The sequence below is a fragment of the Castellaniella sp. genome, from assembly GCF_034674885.1.
Taxonomy (GTDB): Bacteria; Pseudomonadota; Gammaproteobacteria; order Burkholderiales; family Burkholderiaceae_B; genus Castellaniella.
The window spans coordinates 141,444-163,700 of sequence record NZ_JAUCDS010000001.1 but is presented as its reverse complement, the minus strand read 5'-3'; the positions used below and the strand labels follow the sequence as shown (position 1 = coordinate 163,700).

The following is a 22,257-nucleotide window of genomic DNA, read 5'->3' as shown; positions in this document are numbered from 1 at the left end:
GTTCAGGCGACCTGGGGTGCCGGATCGATCAGCCGCCCCAGTGCCGCACCGGCCAGGGATGCAATCAATGTCAGGAAAGTGGTGCCCATGTCGGCAGTGAAGCGCTGGGGGTCTGTCGATCCCAGCACCAGCAGGCCGATGGGTTCTGAACCATTGAGCGCGCGCAGGGGCACGATGGCCAGCGAAGCGGGTTCATTGGCCAGCCACCCGGCGGCAGCCTGGCCTTTGACGGGACCGCAGTAGGGCTGGGTCATGTCGGCGGCGTCGCGGCGGATGTCAGTGGTGACATCCTGGGCGAATTCGCTGTCGCTCAGGGCCGGCAGGTCCCAGATGCGCAGGGCGATGGCATCGAGGTCGAATTGATCGCCCAGGCTGCGGATGATGTGCGCCGGAATCTGCTGCGCGTCGGGTTCGGCCAGCATCCGGGCGCACCATTGCATCAGCGCCTGGTTGATGCGTTCGTTGCCGCCGGCATTCTGCAGCAGGTGCATCAGGCGCTGTTCGTGTTCCTTGACCCGCGTGCGCAGTGTCAGAATCTGGCGTTCGCCCAGCGAGATGGCGCGGGCCTGGTGCGGGTGAGGCACGCTGAGCGTGGCGAAAACGTCGGCGTGTTCTTCGAAGAACTGGGGGTTCTGGCTCAGGTAGTCGGCGATATCCTGAGCGCTAGGGGCTTCCTGTGTCATGTGGGGTTCCGTTCGAGAGAGGCGACCAGGGCGTCGATGTCGATCTGGCCGTTGAAAACCGTGGTGGCCGGGCCGCGCATGCGCAGGACCTGGCCGTCCCATTCGATGTGCAGGGCGCCGCCGTGGGTGTCCACCCGCACGGGGCTGTCGAGCAGGCCTCGGCGGATGCCGGCCACGGCCGCCGCGCAGGCCCCGGTGCCGCAGGCCAGCGTCTCGCCCGCCCCGCGTTCGAAGACGCGCAGGCGGATATGGTGGCGGTCGAGCACCTGCATGAAGCCGGCGTTGACCCGCTGGGCAAAGCGGCGGTGGCTTTCGACCGCCGGGCCGATGCGGCCGACCGGGAAGGTTTCGGCATCGTCGACCAGGGTGACGGCGTGGGGGTTGGAGATCGCCACCAGGGAACACCAGAGCGGATCGGACTCGCCTGCCAGGTCCAGCCCGTACAGCGTGTCGGCGCCGGCTGCGCGGGTGTCCAGCCCGGCGGCTTCGAAGGCCAGCCGATCGGGTGTGAATGCCGTCTGGCCCATGTCCACCGAGACCTGGCCGTCATCCGATTCGTGCAATACGAGCAGGCCCGTGGCGATCTCGGCCCGCAGCGGGTTGCGCCGCGACAGACCCTGGTCGTGCACGAAGCGCACGAAGCAGCGGGCGCCGTTGCCGCAGTGTTCGACCTCTCCGCCGTCGGCATTGAAGATGCGGTAGCGGAAGTCGGCATTGGGATCCAGCGGATCTTCGACCAGCAGGATCTGGTCGGCGCCGATCCCGAAATGTCGATCCGCCAGGGCGCGTGCGCGTTCCGGCGTCAGCTGGATGGGTTGACGCACGCCGTCCAGCACGACGAAGTCGTTGCCGGCGCCCTGCATTTTGGTGAAGTTCCAGATCATCTGACAGATTATCCTGCAAAAAACGGGGTGCGCAAGCGTGGCCCGGCTGGATGGCGGCAGCCCTAGTAAAACCCTGCCTCGCCATCAGGTCGCGTCTTGAATCTTCGGTGCACCCAATAGTATTGGGCCGGATCGGGGCGGACCTCACTTTCGATCAGGCGGTTCAGGCGTGCCGTGGCGGTCTCGGGGGCGTCATCCCCCGGGAAATCATCCACCGGTGGGCCGACGATGACCTGATAGCGTCCGGTGTCTGGGTCCAGGCGGCTGATGACGGGCACCACGGCCGCGTCCCAGGCAGCGGCGATCTGGGCCGCCGACAGCAGGGTGGCGGCGGGTACGCCGAAAAACGGCACGAAGGCGCTGCCCTGACGGCCGAAGTCCATGTCCGGCAGGTAATAGACGGGGATGCCTTTGCGCAGATGCCGGATCAGGCCGCGCACGCCGTCGTGGCGGCTGATCAGATGCACCTGGTTGAAACGCCCGCGCCCCAGGCGCACGATCTCGTCCACGTCAGCGTCGCTCTGGCGGGTGTAGAGCGTGGCGGATTCCTTCAGGAACAGGGTCAGGCGGGTGGCGGCGGCATCCAGGGCGATGAAGTGCGGGGCGAACATCAGGATGCGCCGGCCCTGGTCCAGCAGGGTCTGCAGGTGCCGTTCGCCCTGCAGATCGATCGTGGACAGGATGCGTTCGGGCGTGCCGAACCAGCACAGGCCGCGGTCGATGAAAGACTGCGCCAGCAATTGGAAGTGGCGGCGGGCCAGCGCCTCGCGCCGGGTATCGTCCAGTTCCGGGAAGCAGCGCGCCAGATTGACGCGCACGACATGAGCGCGGGATCTCAGCAGTCGGGGCGCCAACCAGCCCAGGATGCGCCCCCAGCGCAGCCGGGTAGGAGTCGGGCAGCGTCCGAAATACGCAAACGCCGCCCGCAGCAGGGGTTTTTTATCGAAAGCCATGATCGGGGCATTGTAGGTGGATCAGCCCCCTGGGTGAGGGGGGGCATCGTCCGGCCATTTGTAGCGGTTGTAGCTCCATAGATACTGTTCCGGGAAACGCCGGATGAGGGTCTCCATGGCCTGGTTGATCGCCAGGGCCAGGGCGTCGGGTGTCTGCGGCAGCGGGTCGGGCAGGCGCAGATAGTGGATGCGCCAGCCGTGTCCATCCGGCAGGCGTTCACCGGCCGTCAGGATCACCGCCACGCCGGTCTGCAAGGCCAAGCGGGCCGCCAGCGTCATGGTCAGGGCGTGTTCGCCGAAGAACGGCAGCCACAGGCCGTCGCCCTCGCGTGGAACCTGGTCGGGCAGCATGCCCACGGCCTCGCCGCGTTTCAGCGCGCGGACGAATTCGCGCACGCCGTGGCGGTTGGCGGGCACGGCTCGCAGATTGTGCATGTCGCGGGCGGACTCGACGATGGGATCCAGCAGTGTGCTGCGCGACGGGCGGAACATCACGGTCAGCGGACCGTGCTGAGTCAGGTGGCGGGCGGTGATCTCGAAGCAGCCCAGATGGGGGGTCAGATACAGCACGCCCCGGCCTTCGGCCAGCGCATCGCGCACAATGGATTCCTGATCGCTGTGGGTCAGGGCCAGGCACTGGGCCGTGCGCCACCAGACCTTGGGCATTTCAAGGATCATGGCCCCTGATTCGGCTGCCGCCTTGCGGAAGAACGCTGGCGTGTCGTAGCCGGCCCGGCGGGCGTTGCCCTGCAGGCGGCGCCGGTAGCGCCCCGGCAGGCAGTACACCAGCAGGCCGATCAGCCGGCCCAGGTTCTGCAGCCAGGACAGCGGCACTCGGGCCAGCAGACGGACGAGAAATAGCAGCATGAGGGGCAGGATATCCCTGTCGGGCGAAGCGTTTTCAGCAGGCATGACATATTTTCGCTTAAAATCCCCCTGATCGCTGAGTTAACCCGACAACTTGCGGAGCGATCCCTGCGCCGGCGACGGCGTGGTCTAAACCGCTAAAGCGTCGCGCCCCGATACATCCAGAGGTGCAACGCGTTTCGTTCAACCTCGCGCCGGCCGTTCCGGCGCACATACAGGACGTATCGCTGTGGCAAACAACGATTTTCTCTTTACCTCGGAATCCGTTTCCGAAGGCCATCCCGACAAGGTCGCCGACCAGATTTCCGACGCGATTCTCGACGCCTTGCTCGAACAGGACCCGACTTCCCGGGTCGCCGCCGAAACCCTTTGCAATACCGGCCTGGTCGTGCTGGCCGGTGAAATCACGTCGCGCGCCAATGTCGACTACATCCAGGTTGCCCGCGACACGATCCGCCGCATCGGGTACGACAATACCGACTACGGCATCGACTACAAGGGTTGCGCGGTGCTGGTCGCCTACGACAAGCAATCTCCCGACATCGCCCAGGGCGTGGACCGCACGCCGGAAGAAATCCTGAACCAGGGCGCTGGCGACCAAGGCCTGATGTTCGGATACGCCTGCGACGAAACTCCCGACCTGATGCCCGCCCCGATCTGGTACGCGCACCGCATCGTGCAGCGCCAGGCCGAATTGCGCAAGGACGGCCGCCTGCCCTGGCTGCGCCCGGACGCCAAGTCCCAGGTCACGTTCCGCTACCTGGACGGCAAGCCTGCCGAAGTCGATACCGTGGTGCTGTCCACGCAGCATCACCCGGATATTTCCCAGGCGGACATCCGCGATGCCGCCATCGAGCACATCATCCGCCCGGTCTTCGCCGAAGGCCTGCTGACGGACAAGACGAAATTCCTGATCAATCCCACGGGCAAATTCGTCATCGGCGGCCCGCAGGGCGATTGCGGACTGACCGGCCGCAAGATCATCGTCGACACCTATGGCGGCGCCTGCCCGCACGGCGGCGGCGCTTTTTCAGGGAAGGACCCGTCCAAGGTCGACCGCTCGGCCGCCTACGCCGCCCGCTACGTCGCCAAGAACATCGTCGCGGCAGGCCTGGCCCGCCAGTGCCAGGTGCAGGTCAGCTACGCCATCGGTGTGGCCGAACCGATCAACATCACGGTCTACACCGAAGGCACGGGTGTGATCCCCGACGAGCAGATCGCCCGCCTGGTGCGCGAACACTTCGATCTGCGCCCCAAGGGCATCATCAACATGCTCGATCTGCTGCGCCCCATCTATTCCAAATCCGCCGCCTACGGCCATTTCGGCCGCAACGAGCCGGAATTCAGCTGGGAAGCCACGGATAAGGTTCAGGTGCTGAAGGCTGCTGCGTAGTCGCACCCAGACTGATCTGAAGTTGCCTGCCGGCCCGGTGGAACCCAGAGGTTCCGCCGGGCCGGTGCGTTTTGTGGCGCAATATCAGGGTTTATCAGTATGAAAATTTATTTTCATCAATCTGTTTTTGATGTAAATTATTTTTCTTATTGATCAGGATGGCAGCCCGGCATCTGGCTGCCTGACCCCCGAGCCCGCTTTGACCTCAGATCCCACGTCCGCCTCGTCGCCGACCATTGCCAGTCGCATTGCCGACAGGGTGCCGTCGTTCAGCGCCGCGCAGCGGCGCCTGGCAGATTTCGTGCTGGCGCATCCGTTCAAGGTCGCCACCATGTCGATCGACGAATTCGCCCACAGCGCGCAGGTGTCCGTGGCCACGGCCAATCGGTTCGCCCGTGCACTGGGGCTGACCAGCTACGCCCAGTTCCGGGCGGAACTGGCCCGGGGCTTTGAAGAGGCGCTGGAGCCCATCGAACGGCTGCGCCTGGAACGCGGCAAGGCCGCCAGTGCCGCCGACATCTTTGCCGCGTCGCTCTACGAAGATCAGCGCAATGCCGAGGCCACGCGCCTGAGTCTCAGTGCGGAACAATGCGAACTTGCCGTCAAGGCGGTGCTGGATGCCCGGCGGGTATTCATCATCGGTTTCGGGTCCAGCGGATTTCTGGCCGGCTTGCTGCAGCGCGGCCTGAGCCTGCACTGCGAGATGGTCGAATCCCTGGCCGGCCCCGGTGGCGTGTCCCATACCGCCCGGGAACTTTCGCGCATCCGGACCGGCGATCTGGTGATTGCCATTTCGTTTCCCCGCTATCTGGGCGACACCATCACGCTGGCGAAAGTCGCGCGGGATGCCGGGGCCACCCTGCTGGCGTTGACCGACCGGCCGGGCTCGCCCATCGCCGAACTGGCGCACATCTGCCTGTGCGCCAACAGCGGTCGACAGATGCTCGCCAATTCAGAAACCGCCGTGTTGGGCCTGATCGAGGCGCTGTCGGTCGCCGTCGCCCACCAATCGAAACACTCACTGCTCACGGCAGCGCAACTGACGGAATCCGTCATGCCGTGGCTCAGCTATGGAAAAAGACCCCATGATTAAACCCGTTCTCGCCATACACGGCGGTGCCGGCGCCATCACGCGCGCGCAGATCACGCCCGAGATCCAGCGAGACTACGAAGAGGCCTTGCGCGCTGTCCTGGCGGGCGGCGAACAGGTGCTGGCGGGCGGCGGTTCCGCGCTGGATGCCGTGACCGAGGCCGTGCGCCTGCTGGAAGAATGCCCGCTATTCAATGCCGGCCATGGGTCGGTCTTCACGCGGGCCGCCGAACACGAACTGGACGCATCCATCATGGACGGGCGCACGCTGGGGTGCGGCGCCGTCGCCAACATCAAGGTCATCCGCAATCCGGTAATGGCTGCACGGGCTGTCATGGAACGCAGTCCGCACGTTTTCCTGGTCGGCGCGGGCGCCGAGACTTTTGCCTGCGATGCCGGGCTGGAACGCGTGGATCCGTCCTTCTTTTCCACGCCTGCGCGGCGCGAGCAATTGCGCCTGGCCCAGGAAAGCGGTGCAGAAACCATCGTGCTGGATCATGATGCGCACCGCGATGCCCTGACGGCCCGTGCGCCTTTGGATGAGTCCCGCAAGATGGGGACGGTGGGGGCCGTGGCCTTGGACAGCCAGGGCAATCTGGCTGCCGCCACATCGACCGGCGGGCTGACCAACAAATGGCCGGGTCGCGTCGGCGACAGCCCGGTGATCGGGTCGGGGTGCTACGCCCGCAACGCGACCTGCGCCGTATCGACGACCGGCAAGGGCGAGGCCTTCATCCGGGCACAGGCGGCCCATGACGTGTCCGCCATGATGGAATACGCCGGCATGTCGCTCGGCCAGGCTGCCAACCGCATGGTCTTCGACAAACTGCCGCCCCTGGATGGCGCCGGTGGCCTGATCGCCGTGGATCGGGACGGCACGGTCGTCATGCCCTTCAATACCGAAGGCATGTATCGGGGCAGCGTGGTCGTGGGCGAACCCGCCTTTGTCGGCATTTATCGCTGATGGGCTTTTTCATCTGTATCCGTCATGAGTCTTGACCGCTTTCCCTATCGCGTCCCGCTGCTCAATGCCAGCCTTGTCGAGGACGACGCTGTGCGCGCCGCCACCCTGCTGCAAGGGGGTGGCCAGGCCCGTGGCGCCGTCGATGCGCTGCATCGACATGTGGCAGACGCCTGGGCCATGCCTTACGTCGCCAGTTTCATGGGTGGGCGGTCGGCGCTGTTCGCGATTGTGCGTGCCCTGGGCCTGCAGCCCGGTGACCAGGTCCTGGTGCCGGCGTTCACCTGTCAGGCGGTGACCAATGCCTTTTCCTTTCAAGGTATCGAGGTCCGTTTCATCGATATTGAACTGGATACCTTTGGCATGGACGCGGCCGCAGCCCGCCAGGCGATCACGCTCAGGACGCGCGCGATCCTGCTGCAATACACGTTTGGCCTTGTGTGTCGGGACATGGACGCGCTGTGCGATCTGGCCCGTCAGCGCGGGTTGCGCCTGATTGAGGACTGCGCACATGCCACGGGGGGTACCTACCGGGGGCAGTTGCTGGGCACCTTCGGCGATATTGCTTTTTTCAGCAGCGAACGGTCCAAGATCGTCAACAGCATCCACGGCGGCTGGGCCATGACCCGCGATCCGGATCTGGGGGCCGCCCTGGCCGGGATTCATGCCTCATCCCCTGTGCCGGATGCCGATCATGTCCGGTCTCTGCTGGGGACAATGTGTCTGGCCTATCGGCAGCGCCCGGATGTGGCGGCGGCGACATTGCCCGCCTGCCTGGCCGATCTGCCGGCAGAGAGGGTGGCCGCTGTGCCGCAGATGCAGGCGGCTGAACTCAGTGGCCTGTTCACGCCGCAGTATGGCTGGCGGATGCCCGATGCCATCGCGGCGCTGCTGTTGCCGCAGCTGCAGCGGCTGGACCAGATCCTGGCACGCCGGCGCGCCGGCGCCCGGTATTGGCAGCGCTGGGCCGAGCGCCATCGCGTGCAGCACGCCCGCGTGCTGCCGGACTCCGATCCGGCCTGGTTGCGGTTTCCGATTCTGGTGGACGAACCGATCAAGCGGTGCCCAGGTGATCTGGCCGATCAACTGGGGTGCGAGATCGGGGTCTGGTTCACCACACCCATGCATCCGCATGCCCTGACATTGCCGGACTGCCCACAAGGCATGCAGGCATCCCGGCGTTGCGTGAACCTGCCGACCTGGCTGCCCGATCAGGGCGTGTGATGGTGTTTCATGTTGCTGGCCTGGGGGCCGGCAAATGCGATTTTTTACTTCTGGAGGTGCGCGATGGACATGCGCAGTAATGCTTTCGAGCGCAAATGGTTCCTGGGGTTCATGCTCATGTATGTATTGATCATGATTCCGTTCCCGTTTTTCTTCAACACAAGCTATGTGCCCGGATGGCTGGGTGTCCCGGTCTTCGTGTACGGCTGGCTGATTCATGGCGGCGTCGTGCTGCTGATGATCATCCTGTTTGCGTGGCAGTGCCTGAAGCGGCCCGAATACCAGGATTTTGACGATGAGCCGTCGCAAGGAGAAGCACAATGACCGACGCGCCCATTCTGGTGCAGCCGGATCCCGGTCCCTTTTATGTGACGCTGGCGATCTTCTTTCTGATCATGCTGGGGATTGGCTGGTATGCCACCCGCCAGACCAAATCCCTGAGCGACTTTCTTGTGATGGGCGGCAAGGCCGGCGCGGTTGTCGGCGGTTTTGCGTATTTCGCCAGCCAGTACAGCATGAGCACGTTCATGGGGGTTCCCGCCATGACCTATGGGACCGGTTTTGCAGGTATGAGCATTTCCGTGCCGGGCCTTGCTTTCTCCATGATCGTGCCTGCGCTGTTCGTGGGTCGCAAACTCATGCTGATGGGCAGGCAGTACGGCTTCATGACGATGACCGACTATCTGTCGGACCGATATGAGTCCAACGCCATCCGCGGCGTGCATGCGGTGATGATGCTGGCGTTCGTGATTGCCATGATGGGGGCGCAGACCGTGGGCGCCGGGGTCATCTTCAACGTCTTCACCGGCGGCCCCGAATGGGTCGGCGTAGTGGCGATGGGCATTGTGGTGACGATCTACTGCATCGCGGGGGGCATGCGCGGTGCGATGATGACCGACGTCCTGCAGGGCGCTTTGATGGTGATAACCGCCGTGGTGACGTTCGTTGTCACCGTGCACATGGGCGGCGGTATGGAAACCATCACGGCCAAGCTGGCGGCGGACAGTCCCGCCCACCTGACGTTTCCCGGCGCCAAGGACAATTTCCCCTGGGCGACCTATATGTCCATGATCGTGATGTGGAGCTTCTTCACGATCGGTCAGCCGACGCTGTTTACGAAATTCTTCACCATGAACAGTTATCGCACCATGTTCAAGGCTGTGATCCTGGGCACGATGGGCATGCTGTTTTCGGCCACGCTGATCGAATGGTCGGGCGTCAACGCCTCGACGTTCATCCATGGGCTGTCGGGCAAACAGGCGGATTTCATCGTCCCGATGGTCCTGCAGCAAAGCCTGCATCCCTTCCTGGCGGCGCTCTTGATCACCGGCATCGTCTCGGCCGGGATGTCGACGATTTCCGCGCTGCTGGTGGTGGCCACGGGCGGGGTGACGCGCGACCTGTATCAGAACTTGCTGCATCCGCAGGCGTCACAGGAACGCTTGCTGCGGCTGTCGCGCTGGATGACGGTGGTGCTGGGCATGCTGGCCGTCGTGATCGGTATCGAGAAGCCGGCCGGCATCTTTGCGCTGATCCGCTTTGCTTTCGGCGGGCTGGGCATCTGGGTTGCCCCGGTGATCCTGGGCATGTACTGGAAGCGCGCAACGCGCACCGGCGCCATCAGCGCCGTGATCCTGGGCGAGATCCTGTATGTCGTGATGGTGATCTGGCACAAGGAATGGGCCTTCGGCTTTGACCCCCTGATCGTCAGCTGGTGCTACACGATGATCGTGATGGTCGGCGTCAGCCTGGTCACGCGCAAGGCCAGCCAGGCAACCCTGGATCGCCATTTCGACAAGCTGCGTCATGCCGAACGCGCGCTGGGCAAGCAGCCTGTTGCGCCGAGCCGGATGGCCAGCGCAACGCAGGCCTGAGCATACATGCCGGGGCGTGTGCCCCGGCGTCTGGACAGACAAGGAGATCAATCATGCAGATCGAACAAATGAACTGGTTTCAGGCTGAAGAGCACCTGAAACACGATGACCGCGTCATCATGCCCCTGGGCAGCACGGAACAGCACGCCTATCTGAGCCTGTGCACGGACTTCATCCTGTCCTCGCGGCTGGCACAGGAAGCCGGCGATCGCGTCGGGGTGCCCGTCTATCCGGGCCTGCCGTTTGGCATGACGTCCTACTTTCGGGAATTCCCGGGCACCGTCAGCCTGCGGCCGGACACCTACGGCGCGCTGATCACCGACATTCTGGACAGCCTCTACCACAGCGGCTTTCGCCGCGTCTTTCTGATCAATGGCCATGGCGGCAACAGCCCGGTCCAGACCTACATCGGCAACTGGCTGAATCAGCACGAAGACGCCCGCGTCGTCATCCACAACTGGTGGGCCTCTCCCGCCGTCATGTCGCGGGTGCGCGCCATTTCCACCAACGCGTCGCACGCGTCCTGGATGGAAAATTTCCCCTGGACCCGGATCGACGGCGTTCAGATGCCAAACGAGGAAAAACCCGGTATCAACCCCGCGAAACTGGGCCAACTGCCCGCCAGCGCCGTACGCGCCTACATCGGCGACGGCAACTATGGCGGCGAATACCAGCGTTCGGACGCAGAAATGGCCGACATCTGGGCGGCCGGCGTCGAGGAAACCTGCCAGTTGCTGGATAGCGTCTGGATGAAGTGATCGGTGGGGCGATTGCGGTGTGCGCAATCGCCCCACCGCCGACACAGTATAATGACCCCCATTTCCTGAGGGGCGCTGCACCGGCCCCGCCGGCCCGTCATGGGCCTAGCTGCGGGCCGCCAGGCTCAGGAACCTTCTTTATGAACGGCGCCCATCGTTGCCCTGCGCGGGCAGGGGTGGGCGGCAACCGTTCTCCCGCTGCGCAGGCTCTACAGGAACACGCATGAGCACTGCACACGACTACGTCATCGCCGATATCGCCCTGGCCGACTGGGGCCGCCGCGAACTTTCCATTGCTGAAACCGAAATGCCGGGCCTGATGGCCACGCGCGAGGAATTCGCCGCGTCGCAGCCGCTCAAGGGCGCTCGCATTGCCGGCAGCCTGCATATGACCATCCAGACGGCCGTGCTGATCGAGACCCTGAAGGCGCTGGGGGCGGAAGTCCGCTGGGCCTCGTGCAATATCTTTTCGACCCAGGATCACGCCGCCGCCGCGATTGCCGCCAGCGGCACGCCGGTGTTCGCCGTCAAGGGCGAATCCCTGGAAGACTACTGGCAGTACACCCACCGCATCTTCGACTGGCCGGGCGAACAGGCCAACATGATTCTGGACGACGGTGGCGATGCCACGCTGCTGCTGCACCTGGGTGCGCGGGCCGAGACCGATGCGTCCGTGATCTCCAAGCCCGACAACGAGGAAGAGCGCGTCCTGTTTGCCTCGATCAAGGCCAAGCTCGCCCAGGACCCCAACTGGTATTCGACCCGCCTGGCGCAGATCCAGGGCGTAACAGAGGAAACCACCACGGGCGTGCATCGCCTCTACCAGATGTCCCAGCGTGGCGAACTGAAAATCCCGGCCATCAATGTCAATGACTCGGTGACCAAATCCAAGTTCGACAATCTGTATGGCTGCCGCGAATCGCTGGTGGACGGCATCAAGCGCGCCACCGACGTCATGGTGGCGGGCAAGGTCGCCATCGTTTGCGGCTTTGGCGACGTGGGCAAGGGCTGCGCCCAGGCGCTGGCCGCGCTGCGCGCCCAGGTCTGGGTCACCGAAGTCGACCCGATCTGCGCCCTGCAGGCCTCCATGGAAGGCTACCGGGTCGTGGACCTGGACGATGCCGACGTGGTCGAGCAGGCTGATATCTTCGTCACCGCCACCGGCAACTACCACGTGATCGATCGCGACCACCTGTACCGCATGAAGGACCAGGCCATCGTCTGCAACATCGGCCACTTCGACAGCGAGATCAACGTCGCCTCGGTGGAAGACCTGCAATGGGAGGAAATCAAGCCCCAGGTCGACCACATCATCTTCCCGGACGGCAAGCGCGTGATCCTGCTGGCCAAGGGCCGCCTGGTGAACCTGGGCTGCGCCACCGGCCACCCGTCCTTCGTGATGTCGGCCTCGTTCACCAACCAGACCATCGCCCAGATCGAACTGTTCACGCGCGGCGATCAGTACAAGACCGGCCAGGTCTATGTGCTGCCGAAACACCTGGACGAAAAGGTCGCCCGCCTGCATCTGAAGAAACTGGGCGTGAACCTGACGACGCTGTCGCAGAAGCAGGCCGATTACATCGGCGTGCCGGTGGCCGGCCCGTTCAAGCCCGGCCACTACCGTTATTGATCGGTCCGGATGCCTGACCGGATGCGCCGCCCCGGCGCGGCGTCGTCCGGCCAGGTGCTGCGCCAGCCCGCCTGAATTGTCAAAGGAGCATCATCATGCTGTTGCTTGTCTGGATCCTGAATGCGGTCGCCTTGCTGGTGGTCGCCTATCTGCTGCCCGGCATTACCGTCTCGTCATTCGGTTCGGCGCTGATCGCCGCGCTGGTGCTGGGGTTGCTCAATGCGGTCGTCAAACCCTTGCTGGTCCTGCTGACCCTGCCGTTGACCATCGTCACGCTGGGGCTGTTCCTGCTGGTGCTCAATGCCCTGGTGTTCTGGTGGGCGGGGTCTATCCTCAAGGGCTTCCAGGTAGACGGATTCTGGTGGGCCGTGATCGGCGCCATCGTCTACAGCCTGGTGTCCGGCGTGCTGGCCAGCCTTTTGTTGCAATGAGATTCTTGGGACACCATGCCGAATACTGAAAAAACCAGGCCTTCCTCGGTCCTCAGCCTGGAATATTTTCCGCCTCGCGACATCGCCGCCCAGGAACGCCTGGTGCGGTCGGCCAAGCGCCTGGCAGCTCTGAATCCCGCCTACGTCAGCGTGACTTTCGGCGCGGGCGGGTCCACCCGGACCGGCACGGTGGATACCGTGCAGTTGTTGCGCAATCTGGGCACCGACGTGGCGCCGCACCTGTCCTGCATCGGGGCCACGCGCGACGATCTGCGCGTGATCCTGGACGACTACCGCGATCGGGGCATCCGCCGGCTGGTGGCGCTACGCGGCGACCTGCCGTCGGGCATGGGTGGCGACACGGGTGACCTGCATCATGCCAGCGAACTGGTGCGTTTCGTGCGGGAACAGTATGGCGATGCCTTTCACATCGAAGTCGCAGCCTACCCTGAAATGCATCCCCAGGCGGAAAGCGCGGAACAAGATCTGCGGCATTTCGTCAACAAGGTACGCGCCGGCGCCGACGGTGCCATCACGCAGTATTTCTTCAACCCGGACGCGTACTTCGATTTCGTGGACCGGGTGCGCGCCCAGGGCGTCGATATCCCCATCACGCCGGGCATCATGCCGGTGACGAACTACACCCAACTGGCGCGGTTCTCGTCCATGTGCGGGGCCGAGATCCCGCGCTGGATGCGGCTGCGCCTGCAGGGTTTCGGCGACGACAAGGCGTCGATCCGCGCATTCGGCATCGACGCCATTACCCGGCTGTGCGAACGCCTGCTGGACGGCGGCGCCCCCGGAGTGCATTTCTATACCCTGAACCATGCAGATGCCGTGGTGCAGGTGTGCGACAACCTGCGGATCGGGTCGTAATCGCGGTTTATTGCGGCGCCGGAACGGCCCAGCCCTTGTCGGTCAGGATCGCGTCCAGCCGGACGTCGTGCGGGGCCGGGGCATAGGGTTCCCCGCTGAGGTCTCCGCTGGCCCAGGCGATGCCGATGCTGGTAAATGGCTGCCCCGACGCCTTCAGCGCCGCCAGCGTGCGGTCATAGTAGCCGCCGCCGTAGCCCAGGCGATCGCCCTGACGGGTGAAGCCCAGCGTCGGCACCAGAACCAGGTCCGGGGCTGGTGCGGCAGGGCCGTCGGGTTCCTGGATGCCGTAGGCGCCCGGGTGCATGGGGGTCTCCGGCGTCCATAGGTGGAATGACAGCGGGGCGTCGGGCCCCGTCACCACGGGCAGAGACACCGTCAGGGACTCGTCTTGCGCCCATTGGCGCAGCAGCGCCTGCAGGCCGGGTTCTTCAGGCATGGACCAGAATGCTGCAATATGGCGGATGTCAGGGCGGCCGGATTCGCGCAGCGCGGCGCGGTGGCCAGCCAGCCAGGTGTAGAGCCGGCCCCGGATCAACAGGGCGCCCCGGTCGCGGTCGGCGGCGGGCAGGTCGGTTCGTCGTTGTTTCAGTCGCGTCCGCAAGGGGACTGCGTTATCCTGTGCGTTCTGATTCATGAGGCAGGCCGTAGCTGTGGGGTGGCGTGATGCGCGTTGATATTCTAAGGGATCCGGGATGCCTTGGCCGGACCGGGCATGACGCCTGTTGTCCTCCTGACCAAACCGTGGCGCGAGGGCGCATGCTGGCCTGGGGGCTGGCGGCCGCGCTGGGCCTGAGCGGCTGTGCAGGGGCCCATGCGCCGACGCAGGCCGAGGCGCAGGCGGGCGAAGCCCCGCAGGCAGCCCTGGTCGCCGATGGCGGCACGGTGCCCGGCGCTGCTGCGGCCGGTGCTGCGTCGGAACCGGCCGCGCCTGTCGTGCCGGCCTATGTGGCCCCGACCGTGCCGCCCGCCGCCCGCCAGGCGGTGGAAGATGCCTACGCCGCCGTGCAGAAGCGCCGCTGGACGGATCTGGATCGCCTGATCCCGGTCGCGGCAGCCGATCCCGTGCTGGGCCAATATCCCCGTTACTGGGCCCTGCAGCGCAATCTGCAGGACCGCACGTCCCCTGTGCCGAACGATGCCGTGCGGCAGTTTCTGCACGACAATCCGGACAGCTATCTGAACGAACGCATTCGCGCCGACTGGATCCTGGCGTCGGTGCGCGCCGGAGATTATGCCGGTGCCTTGCGGATCCAGCCGGTAGCCGACCCGTCGTCTGCTGTGCAGTGTTCGCTGCTGATGGCCCGCCACATGACGGGCAAGCATGCCCGCGCGACCGAAGTGCTCGACGTGTTCAAGCCCAATTCCGATTGCTGGGAACTGCTGGACCAGGCGGCAGCCGATCACGTGCTCAGCCGCAAGGAATGGAACGGCTTGCTGCGCGACATCATGGAAAGCAGCAAGACGGCCGACATCAATCGCCTGGCGTCCGTGGTCTTCGACGACGCCGCGATGGTGCAGTTCGCCGCCCTGATGAAGGATCCCCGGAAATGGCTGGCGTCGCGCTCGAAGCCGCGTTCGACCACTGATTTCGAGCTGACGGCGCTGGCGCTGTCCCGCCTGTCCCGCAGCGACGACCGCCCCGAGGCCGCGCAGTACGTCCAGGAACACTGGGCCGCCATCATGCCCAAGGCCGACATGCAGTGGGTCTGGGGGCAATTCGGGTTGGCGGCCGCGCTGAACGTCGAGACCGATGCCGCACGCTGGTACCGGCAGTCGGGGTTCATTCCCATGACCGATTACAACCACGCCTGGGAAGTCCGTGCCGAATTGCGGGCCTCGCCGATCCAGTGGGATCGGGTGGCGGCGGCGATCCGCAAGATGTCGGTCGCCCAGGCCGATGAGCCCGTCTGGCGATATTGGTATGGCCGGGCGCTGGCGGCCCAGGGTAATGCGCAGGCCGCGCGGCAGTATTACGAATCCGTTGCGGGCGATCTGGGGTTTTATGGCCAGCTGGCGGCCGAAGAGCTCGGTCGTACGCCGCGCCTGCCGGCCGCCCCCGCGCCGCTGGATCCCGCCTGGACAGCCCAGGCGCGGGCCAATGCCGGCCTGCAGCGCGCGGTTGCCTTGTTCGACCTGGGCTGGCGCCGCGAGGCCGTGCCGGAATGGAACTTCGCCCTGCGCGGCATGAGCGATCCGCAGCTGCGCGGCGCCGCCGAATTCGCCCGTGCCGAACACATCTACGACCGGGTGGTGAATACGTCCCTGCAGACCCGGCAGGTCGTGGATTTCAGCCAACGATTCATCGCGCCCTTCGAAGGCCGCGTCGCCGAGAAAGCACGCCAGATCGATCTGGACCCCGCCTGGGTCTATGGCCTGATCCGCCAGGAATCGCGGTTCATCATGGACGCCCGCTCCTGGGTGGGTGCATCGGGCCTGATGCAGCTGATGCCCGCCACGGCCAAATACGTGGCCCGCAAGATCGGCATGAAGGACTTCCATCCCGGGCAGGTCAACGATTTCGATACCAATACGGTTCTAGGCACCAACTACATGAACATGGTGTTGCAGGGCCTGGGGGGATCCCAGCTGCTGGCCACGGCCGGCTACAACGCCGGCCCGGGTCGTCCCAAGCGCTGGCGCTCCCAGCTGCAGGCCCCTGTCGAGGGCGCGATCTTCGCAGAAACCATCCCCTTCACCGAAACCCGGTTGTACGTGAAGAACGTCATGTCCAATACAGTCTGGTATTCCATGCTGTTTTCCGGCAAGCCGGATTCCCTGAAAGCGCGTCTGGGCACGGTCAGCCCCCTGGACGGCACGCGCACTGCGCAGCCGTGACGGTGTCCCACCTGCCTGCCGACTGGCAGGACCCCATTCTGGCGGGCCTGGATGTGTATATCGTAGGTGGCGCCGTCCGCGATGCGCTGCTGGGGCGGCCTGCCGGCGACCGCGACTGGGTGGTGGTGGGCGCCACGCCGGAAATCATGGCGGCGCGGGGCTTCACCCCGGTGGGCGGGGATTTTCCCGTGTTCCTGCACCCGCGCACCCACGAGGAATACGCCCTGGCCCGCACGGAACGCAAATCCGGACGGGGTTATCACGGCTTCGTCTTCCATGCGGGGCAGGACGTCACCCTGGTCGATGATCTGCATCGCCGCGACCTGACCGTTAATGCCATCGCGCAGGCGCCTGGCGGCACCCTGATCGATCCCCTGGGCGGGGCGGCAGATGTCCAGGCGCGCATCCTGCGGCACGTGGGGCCGGCCTTCGTCGAGGACCCTGTGCGCCTGTTGCGCCTGGCCCGTTTCGCCGCGCGCTTCCACGATTTTTCCATCGCCCCCGAGACCCTGGATCTCTGTCGCGCCCTGGTGCGCGACGGCGAGGTCGACGCCCTGGTGCCGGAACGGGTCTGGCAGGAATTCGCCAAGGGCCTGATGACGGCTCACCCAGGCCGCATGTTCGACGTGCTGGTCCAATGCGATGCGCTGGCGCGGGTCGCACCTGGACTGATCTGGAATGCCGGGGTCGCCGCTGGTCTGGCGCAGGGCGCTGACCGGGGCCTGTCCCTGGCGCAGCGGTATGCCCTGCTGTGCCGTGCTTCGGCGGATGCCGGTCTGCAGGATCGGCTGCGTGCGCCGTCTGCCTGCCGGGACCTGGCCCGCCTGCTGCCGGGCATGCTGGATCGCTTGGCGCGCCTCGGCCCGGCCGAGAGTATGTGCTTGCAGGCGGGTGATGTTGCCGGGCCCGAGGCCTGGCTGGATCTGCTGGAATCCTGCGATGCCGTGCGTCGTCCGGACCGCTGCCTGGATTTGTTGGCAGCAGCGGCCTGCGTCCGGGAGGGCATCGACCTGCCTGCCTGGGGCCAGCGCCTGGAGGCCGTCCGATCCGTGGATGCCGGCGCCATTGCCCGGGCCGCGCGAGGGGATGCCGGCTTGATCCGGGAAGGCCTGCGGGCAGCGCGGATCCTGGCCTTGTCCACGTCGGCCTGAACCCGTCGCGGGGCTGCCGGGACCCGACACTGGGTCCTCGGAAAAAGAGGACAATCGTACTTTTCAAGCCGCGACTCTACTTGTGCCTTCCTGTGTTCCGCCCGAACGTCCCGTGCTGGTCTTCGATTCCGGCATCGGCGGCCTGACCGTTTTGCGCGAGGCGCGGGTGCTGATGCCCGAACGGCGCTTCGTCTACGTGGCCGACGATGCCGGGTTTCCTTATGGCGGCTGGGCGGAAGATGAATTGCGGGGTCATGTGGTGGCCCTGTTCGGCCGCCTGCTGCGCGACCACGATCCGGTCCTGTGCATCGTGGCCTGCAATACGGCGTTCACCGTTGCAGGCGCTGCGCTGCGGGCGGCCTATCCTGCGATGACGTTCGTCGGGACGGTGCCGGCCATCAAGCCGGCGGCCGAACGCACGCGGTCCGGGCTGGTGTCGGTGCTGGCTACGCCGGGAACCGTCCAGCGCGACTATACCCGTCGCCTGATCCAGTCCTTTGCCTCGAAATGCCAGGTGCGGCTGGTGGGGTCGACTCGCCTGGCCCGCATCGCGGAAGCCTATATCCGAGGCCTGCCGGTGTCCGATGACGATATCCATGCCGAGATCGCCGGCTGCTTTGTAGAGACCGATGCTCGCCGGACCGATATCGTCGTGCTGGGCTGCACCCACTATCCCTTCCTGGCCAATGTCTTTCGGCGCCTGGCCCCCTGGCCCGTCGATTGGCTGGACCCGGCGGAGGCTATTGCCCGCCACGCGCGCAGCCTGGTGCCTCTGGCAGAGCAGGCGCTGCATCCCGATGCCGCTGATCGGGCATGGTTTACCGGGGGGGCGCCCGATTTTGCCACTCGCCGGCTGATGAACAGTTTCGGACTGGCGGTGGACTGATCGGGGCGGCGGCGCGCCCGCGCCGCAGCGGTTCAGAGCCGGTCGCGCCGGTCGCCGCGCACGAAACCCAGCAGCGGGCCATCGATGTCGCGACCCACGGCCAGGACCTTGAAGAGTTCGCCCATCTCGGCTTCGGACGTCAACGTGTTGATGGCGGCTAGTTCCCGGGCGCGCGCGGCAGGGTCGCACCCTGGCGCGCGGATCAATTGCGCGAGCCCGCCGTTCATCAGGAAGCGGGCCTGCGAGGCGTAGCCCAGCACGTCCAGTCCGCCGTCGAGCGCGGCATCCGCCATGGCCGTGAAGTCCACGTGGGCCGTGATGTCCTGCAGGCCGGGCAGGATCAGCGGCTGGTCATGGGCATGATGGCGAAAGTGGCACATCAGGGTGCCCTGCAGGCGCTGCGGATGGTAGTACTCGGCCTGCGGGAATCCATAATCGATCAGGAGCGCCGCACCCCGTTTCAGCCATTGGCCCATCTGGCGCATCCAGGCCTCGGCCTGCAGGTTGATCTCGGACCGATAGCCTGGCATGGCAGGCAGGCGCGCGGCGATCTGTGTCGCCAGTGCATCGGGCATGGGACGCGCAGCCCAGGCAAAGGGGCTGCCATCGACGTCCGGGCGATGTTCCACCCCCAACTGCTGGATCAGGCCCTGGGCGCCGTATTGAAACAGGACGACCGGCATGGCATCCAGGACTTCGTTGGCCAGCACGCATCCGGAAAACGCCTCGGGCAAGGCGTCGAGCCATTCCACCTGATCGCGCCACCAGCCCAGTTGTTCCTGCTGTCGGGCGCGCAGATCGGCGGACAGTTCGATGATCTGATAATGCACCTGGATGCCCAGGCCCTGCAGGGCCGGGATCAGCGCTGCGGCCAGCGCACCCGTCCCGGCGCCGAATTCCAGCACGGTCTGGCTGCCGCTGGCCTGCAGGATCTGCGCCACCTGGGGGGCCAGCGCCTGCGCGAACAGCGGACTGGTTTCCGGTGCCGTGGTGAAGTCACCCCCGAGATGCAGCTTGGCGCTGCCTGCGCTGTAGTAGCCCAGGCCGGGTTCGTAGAGCGCCGCCTGCATCCACGCTTCAAAGGACAGCCAGCCGCCGGCAGCCTTGATCCGATCCAGCAGCATGGCCTGTACCCGCTGCGCATGGGCGCGGGAGTCGGCATCGGGCTCGGGCAGGTTGTCGGGGGTCCGGATGGCAGGCAGTTCGATCATGGGGCGAAGCATAGCAGCTTGATCAGAGGCACATCGCCCCGGGGCTCGTGAGAGCGCCCGGGGCGATGGGGAGGCGCAGCGGCGCGTCACGCGCCGTCGGTCATTCAGGCAAAGCGCGGACGTTGGGCCGGCTTTTTGTCCTGATCCTGGCGGGCTTGGCGCTTGAAGGTCGATTTGGCGCCGACCTTGTCGCTGCGCGGGCCGCGTTGACCGTGGTCGGCGCGGGCATCGGGGCGGCGGGCGTGGCCGGGCCGGGAGGACGCGTCAGCGGCTGTCCAGTCGGAACGCGTGCTGTGGCTGCGAGCCGGCCGCGTGTCGTCGTCCGCCTGCGCGCGGTCGCGATGCCAGGGCTTGGCAGCGCCGGCCTGGGGGCGCGCGGCGGCGTCCCGGTCCTTGTTCCAGGGCTTGCGGGCGCCCTGGCTGGGGCCGGCAGCGTTGTCCCGGTCCTTTTGCCAGGGTTGGCGAGCGGCGGGGCGGGCGCCGGCAGTGGCCTCGTCCCGATCCTGCTGCCAGGGCTTGCGGCCCTGATAGCCGCCGGGTTTGCCTTGGTAGCCGCCGGGCTTTCCGCTGTGCGGGCGGCCCTTGCTGGGCCGGTCCTTCCAGGTGGGGCGTACGGATTGCTTCGGTTCCAGCCCCGGGATCGTTTCCATGGGGATGGACTGGCCGATGAATTGTTCGATGCGGCGGATCTTGTGGCGTTCGGCCGTGACGGCCAGCGTGATGGCCTGGCCATCGCGCCCGGCGCGCCCGGTGCGGCCGATGCGGTGCACGTAGTCTTCGGCCTGCATGGGCAGGTCGTAGTTCACGGCGTGGGTGATGGTCTGCACGTCGATGCCACGGGCAGCAACGTCAGTGGCCACCAGCACGCGCACGCGGCCGTTCTGCAGCAGACCCAGGGTGCGGGTGCGCTGGCGTTGGTTCATGTCGCCGTGCAGGGCGGCGGCAGAAAAGCCTTCTTCGGACAGGTGGTCGGCCAGGTCGTCGGCGCCGCGTTTGGTGGCGGTAAAGACGATGGCCTGGTCCAGCGTGGTATCGCGCAGCAGGTGATCCAGCAGACGCAGCTTGTGGGCACGGTCATCCGCATACAGCAGATGCTGCGTGATGTTGGTGTGCTTCTGCTGAGCCGAGGCGATTTCGATGCGATGAGGTTCGTGCATCAGGTTGGCGGCCAGCTTGGCCACCGTCCCGTCCAGCGTGGCGGAAAACAGCAGGGTCTGGCGGTCGTCCGGCGTCGCGCCGACGATGGTTTCGATGTCTTCGATGAAGCCCATGTCCAGCATGCGGTCGGCTTCGTCCAGGATCAGCGTCTGCACGGTGGACAGGTTCACGCGACGGGCCTGCAGGTGATCGATCAGGCGGCCCGGGGTCGCCACCAGCACGTCCACGCGCTTGGACAGGGACTTGATCTGGGCGCCGTAGGGCATGCCGCCGACGACCGTGGCCACGCGCAGGCCCTCCAGGTGCTTGCCGTAGGCGCGGGTGGCATCGGCCACCTGCATGGCCAGTTCACGGGTGGGCGTCAGCACCAGCACCTGCACGCCGCGCCCGCCGGGGCCGGTGCGGTGGCTGAGGTGCTGCAGCGAGGGCAGCATGAAGGCGGCGGTCTTGCCGCTGCCGGTCTGCGAGGACACCATCAGGTCGTGGCCGGCCAGCGCTTTGGGGATGGCGGCGGACTGCACGGACGTGGGGGTGGAGATGCCCTGTTCTTGAAGAGCGGACACGAGCTTGGGGCCGAGCCCCAGGGAGTCGAAAGACATGATTTCCTTGGCCCGCGAAGGCGGGCGATGTGCTGCGGGGCGCCAGTCGAGGGCCCCGTCGGGTTTGCTGCTGTGGATGTCTGCCACGCAGAATCAGTCGCATGTGCCGACCGGGTCAACCCAAAATAGCGCATCGGTGGGGTGTTCCGTGTGTCGGTCCGCCAGGGGAAATAAAACGCTGGCGGGTGGAACACCTGGCGCAAGCCAAGGTCAGGAGGTCAGAAAACAGGCAATCCGCTACTATAGCATAAGTATTAACCCTTAATCCACGATGGGAATGGAAGGGTCGAATTTGCTGCGGGCTGTGGCGAAAAAGCTGCGCACGTTGCGGATGCGGGGGTCGCCCGTCAGGCGGCGTATCGCCAGGTCCTGGTAGGCGGCCATGTCGGCGACCTGGGCCACCAGCACGAAATCGGGGCCGCTGCTGACGCGGTAGCATTGCTGGACGGCGGGCTCGCTGATGAGGCCGGCCTCGACTGCATCCAGTTGCGCCGCAGCCTGTGCGTCCAGGGATACTTCGATGATGACGGTCAGGGCGGCGCCCAGGCGTGCCGGATCCAGCAGGGCGACCTGGCGCAGGATCAGGCCGGATTGCATCAGTTTGCGTACGCGGCGCAGGCAGGTAGGGGGCGATGCGTGCACACGGGCGGCCAGGTCCAGATTGCTCAGGGAGCAGTCCTGCTGCAATTGGCCCAGAATGCGGCGGTCCAGATCATCGAGTCCGTGCGCGAGATTGGTGTCGGCCATGCCGAATCTCCCAGAAAGAATATGAAATTATATTTCATTCAATAAA

Annotated in this window: 21 protein-coding genes and 1 riboswitch; of the genes, 13 read left to right on the top strand and 8 right to left on the bottom strand. The window is 65.7% G+C overall.

What is annotated here, in order from left to right:
* Positions 1–2 precede the first annotated feature (2 nt).
* From VDP74_RS00780 to VDP74_RS00765, 4 genes are all read right to left on the bottom strand, one after another.
* A complete protein-coding gene (locus tag VDP74_RS00780; RefSeq protein WP_322997697.1) occupies positions 3–683 on the bottom strand; it encodes a DUF484 family protein in 681 nt (226 codons plus the stop codon).
* Positions 680–1,567: a diaminopimelate epimerase gene (gene dapF / locus VDP74_RS00775; RefSeq protein ID WP_322997696.1), complete on the bottom strand. Its 888-nt coding sequence runs from the start codon at positions 1,565–1,567 to the stop codon at positions 680–682. The genes VDP74_RS00780 and dapF overlap by 4 nt, the downstream gene beginning before the upstream one ends.
* 62 nt (positions 1,568–1,629) lie before the next feature.
* Entirely contained in the window at positions 1,630–2,520 is an 891-nt protein-coding gene (locus VDP74_RS00770; RefSeq protein ID WP_322997695.1) for a lysophospholipid acyltransferase family protein, read from the bottom strand.
* A 21-nt stretch (positions 2,521–2,541) separates the two neighbouring features.
* Positions 2,542–3,387 carry a lysophospholipid acyltransferase family protein gene (locus VDP74_RS00765; RefSeq protein ID WP_322997694.1) on the bottom strand — a complete coding sequence of 282 codons (846 nt, stop codon included), beginning with the start codon at positions 3,385–3,387 and terminating at the stop codon, positions 2,542–2,544.
* A gap of 229 nt (positions 3,388–3,616) precedes the next feature.
* Here VDP74_RS00765 and metK point away from each other — a divergent pair, with 229 nt between their 5' ends.
* From metK to metF, 10 genes are all read left to right on the top strand, one after another.
* Positions 3,617–4,780, top strand: a complete 1,164-nt coding sequence (gene metK / locus VDP74_RS00760) for a methionine adenosyltransferase (protein ID WP_322997693.1) — start codon at positions 3,617–3,619, stop codon at positions 4,778–4,780.
* A gap of 199 nt (positions 4,781–4,979) precedes the next feature.
* Positions 4,980–5,873, top strand: a complete 894-nt coding sequence (locus VDP74_RS00755; RefSeq protein ID WP_322997692.1) for a MurR/RpiR family transcriptional regulator — start codon at positions 4,980–4,982, stop codon at positions 5,871–5,873.
* Positions 5,866–6,834: an isoaspartyl peptidase/L-asparaginase family protein gene (locus VDP74_RS00750; protein WP_322997691.1), complete on the top strand. Its 969-nt coding sequence runs from the start codon at positions 5,866–5,868 to the stop codon at positions 6,832–6,834. The genes VDP74_RS00755 and VDP74_RS00750 overlap by 8 nt, the downstream gene beginning before the upstream one ends.
* 24 nt (positions 6,835–6,858) lie before the next feature.
* The gene (locus VDP74_RS00745; RefSeq protein ID WP_322997690.1) at positions 6,859–8,055 is read left to right on the top strand and encodes a DegT/DnrJ/EryC1/StrS family aminotransferase; all 1,197 of its coding nucleotides are present in this window, start codon (positions 6,859–6,861) and stop codon (positions 8,053–8,055) included.
* 9 nt (positions 8,056–8,064) lie between these two features.
* Positions 8,065–8,379 carry a hypothetical protein gene (locus VDP74_RS00740; RefSeq protein ID WP_322997689.1) on the top strand — a complete coding sequence of 105 codons (315 nt, stop codon included), beginning with the start codon at positions 8,065–8,067 and terminating at the stop codon, positions 8,377–8,379.
* Positions 8,376–9,929, top strand: coding sequence for a sodium:solute symporter family protein (locus tag VDP74_RS00735; protein WP_322997688.1), 1,554 nt, complete (start codon positions 8,376–8,378; stop codon positions 9,927–9,929). The genes VDP74_RS00740 and VDP74_RS00735 overlap by 4 nt, the downstream gene beginning before the upstream one ends.
* Before the next feature lie 53 nt (positions 9,930–9,982).
* Entirely contained in the window at positions 9,983–10,687 is a 705-nt protein-coding gene (locus tag VDP74_RS00730; RefSeq protein WP_322997687.1) for a creatininase family protein, read from the top strand.
* A gap of 61 nt (positions 10,688–10,748) precedes the next feature.
* A riboswitch (S-adenosyl-L-homocysteine riboswitch) is annotated at positions 10,749–10,847 on the top strand.
* A 63-nt stretch (positions 10,848–10,910) separates the two neighbouring features.
* Entirely contained in the window at positions 10,911–12,317 is a 1,407-nt protein-coding gene (gene ahcY, locus VDP74_RS00725; protein WP_322997686.1) for an adenosylhomocysteinase, read from the top strand.
* 92 nt (positions 12,318–12,409) lie between these two features.
* Positions 12,410–12,748, top strand: coding sequence for a phage holin family protein (locus tag VDP74_RS00720; protein ID WP_322997840.1), 339 nt, complete (start codon positions 12,410–12,412; stop codon positions 12,746–12,748).
* Between the two features lie 15 nt (positions 12,749–12,763).
* Positions 12,764–13,624 carry a methylenetetrahydrofolate reductase [NAD(P)H] gene (gene metF, locus VDP74_RS00715; protein ID WP_322997685.1) on the top strand — a complete coding sequence of 287 codons (861 nt, stop codon included), beginning with the start codon at positions 12,764–12,766 and terminating at the stop codon, positions 13,622–13,624.
* 7 nt (positions 13,625–13,631) lie between these two features.
* On the opposite strand, the gene VDP74_RS00710 is transcribed toward metF, so the two are convergent.
* Entirely contained in the window at positions 13,632–14,258 is a 627-nt protein-coding gene (locus VDP74_RS00710; RefSeq protein ID WP_322997684.1) for a 5-formyltetrahydrofolate cyclo-ligase, read from the bottom strand.
* A gap of 122 nt (positions 14,259–14,380) precedes the next feature.
* Between VDP74_RS00710 and VDP74_RS00705 the strand changes: the two genes are divergently transcribed.
* The 3 genes from VDP74_RS00705 to murI all read left to right on the top strand — a co-directional run bounded on the left by VDP74_RS00705 (position 14,381) and on the right by murI (position 18,496).
* Positions 14,381–16,459 (top strand): transglycosylase SLT domain-containing protein, encoded by a 2,079-nt coding sequence (locus VDP74_RS00705; protein ID WP_416232912.1) that lies wholly within the window; start codon positions 14,381–14,383, stop codon positions 16,457–16,459.
* 2 nt (positions 16,460–16,461) lie between these two features.
* Positions 16,462–17,610 carry a tRNA CCA-pyrophosphorylase gene (locus tag VDP74_RS00700; protein ID WP_322997682.1) on the top strand — a complete coding sequence of 383 codons (1,149 nt, stop codon included), beginning with the start codon at positions 16,462–16,464 and terminating at the stop codon, positions 17,608–17,610.
* A 112-nt stretch (positions 17,611–17,722) separates the two neighbouring features.
* Positions 17,723–18,496 carry a glutamate racemase gene (gene murI / locus VDP74_RS00695; RefSeq protein WP_322997681.1) on the top strand — a complete coding sequence of 258 codons (774 nt, stop codon included), beginning with the start codon at positions 17,723–17,725 and terminating at the stop codon, positions 18,494–18,496.
* A gap of 32 nt (positions 18,497–18,528) precedes the next feature.
* Here the strand turns inward: murI and VDP74_RS00690 are convergent, their stop codons facing one another.
* The 3 genes from VDP74_RS00690 to VDP74_RS00680 all read right to left on the bottom strand — a co-directional run bounded on the left by VDP74_RS00690 (position 18,529) and on the right by VDP74_RS00680 (position 22,211).
* The gene (locus VDP74_RS00690) at positions 18,529–19,707 is read right to left on the bottom strand and encodes a class I SAM-dependent methyltransferase (RefSeq protein ID WP_322997680.1); all 1,179 of its coding nucleotides are present in this window, start codon (positions 19,705–19,707) and stop codon (positions 18,529–18,531) included.
* 104 nt (positions 19,708–19,811) lie between these two features.
* The gene (locus VDP74_RS00685; protein ID WP_322997679.1) at positions 19,812–21,464 is read right to left on the bottom strand and encodes a DEAD/DEAH box helicase; all 1,653 of its coding nucleotides are present in this window, start codon (positions 21,462–21,464) and stop codon (positions 19,812–19,814) included.
* 261 nt (positions 21,465–21,725) lie between these two features.
* Positions 21,726–22,211 (bottom strand): Lrp/AsnC family transcriptional regulator, encoded by a 486-nt coding sequence (locus tag VDP74_RS00680; protein ID WP_322997678.1) that lies wholly within the window; start codon positions 22,209–22,211, stop codon positions 21,726–21,728.
* Positions 22,212–22,257: the final 46 nt, after the last annotated feature.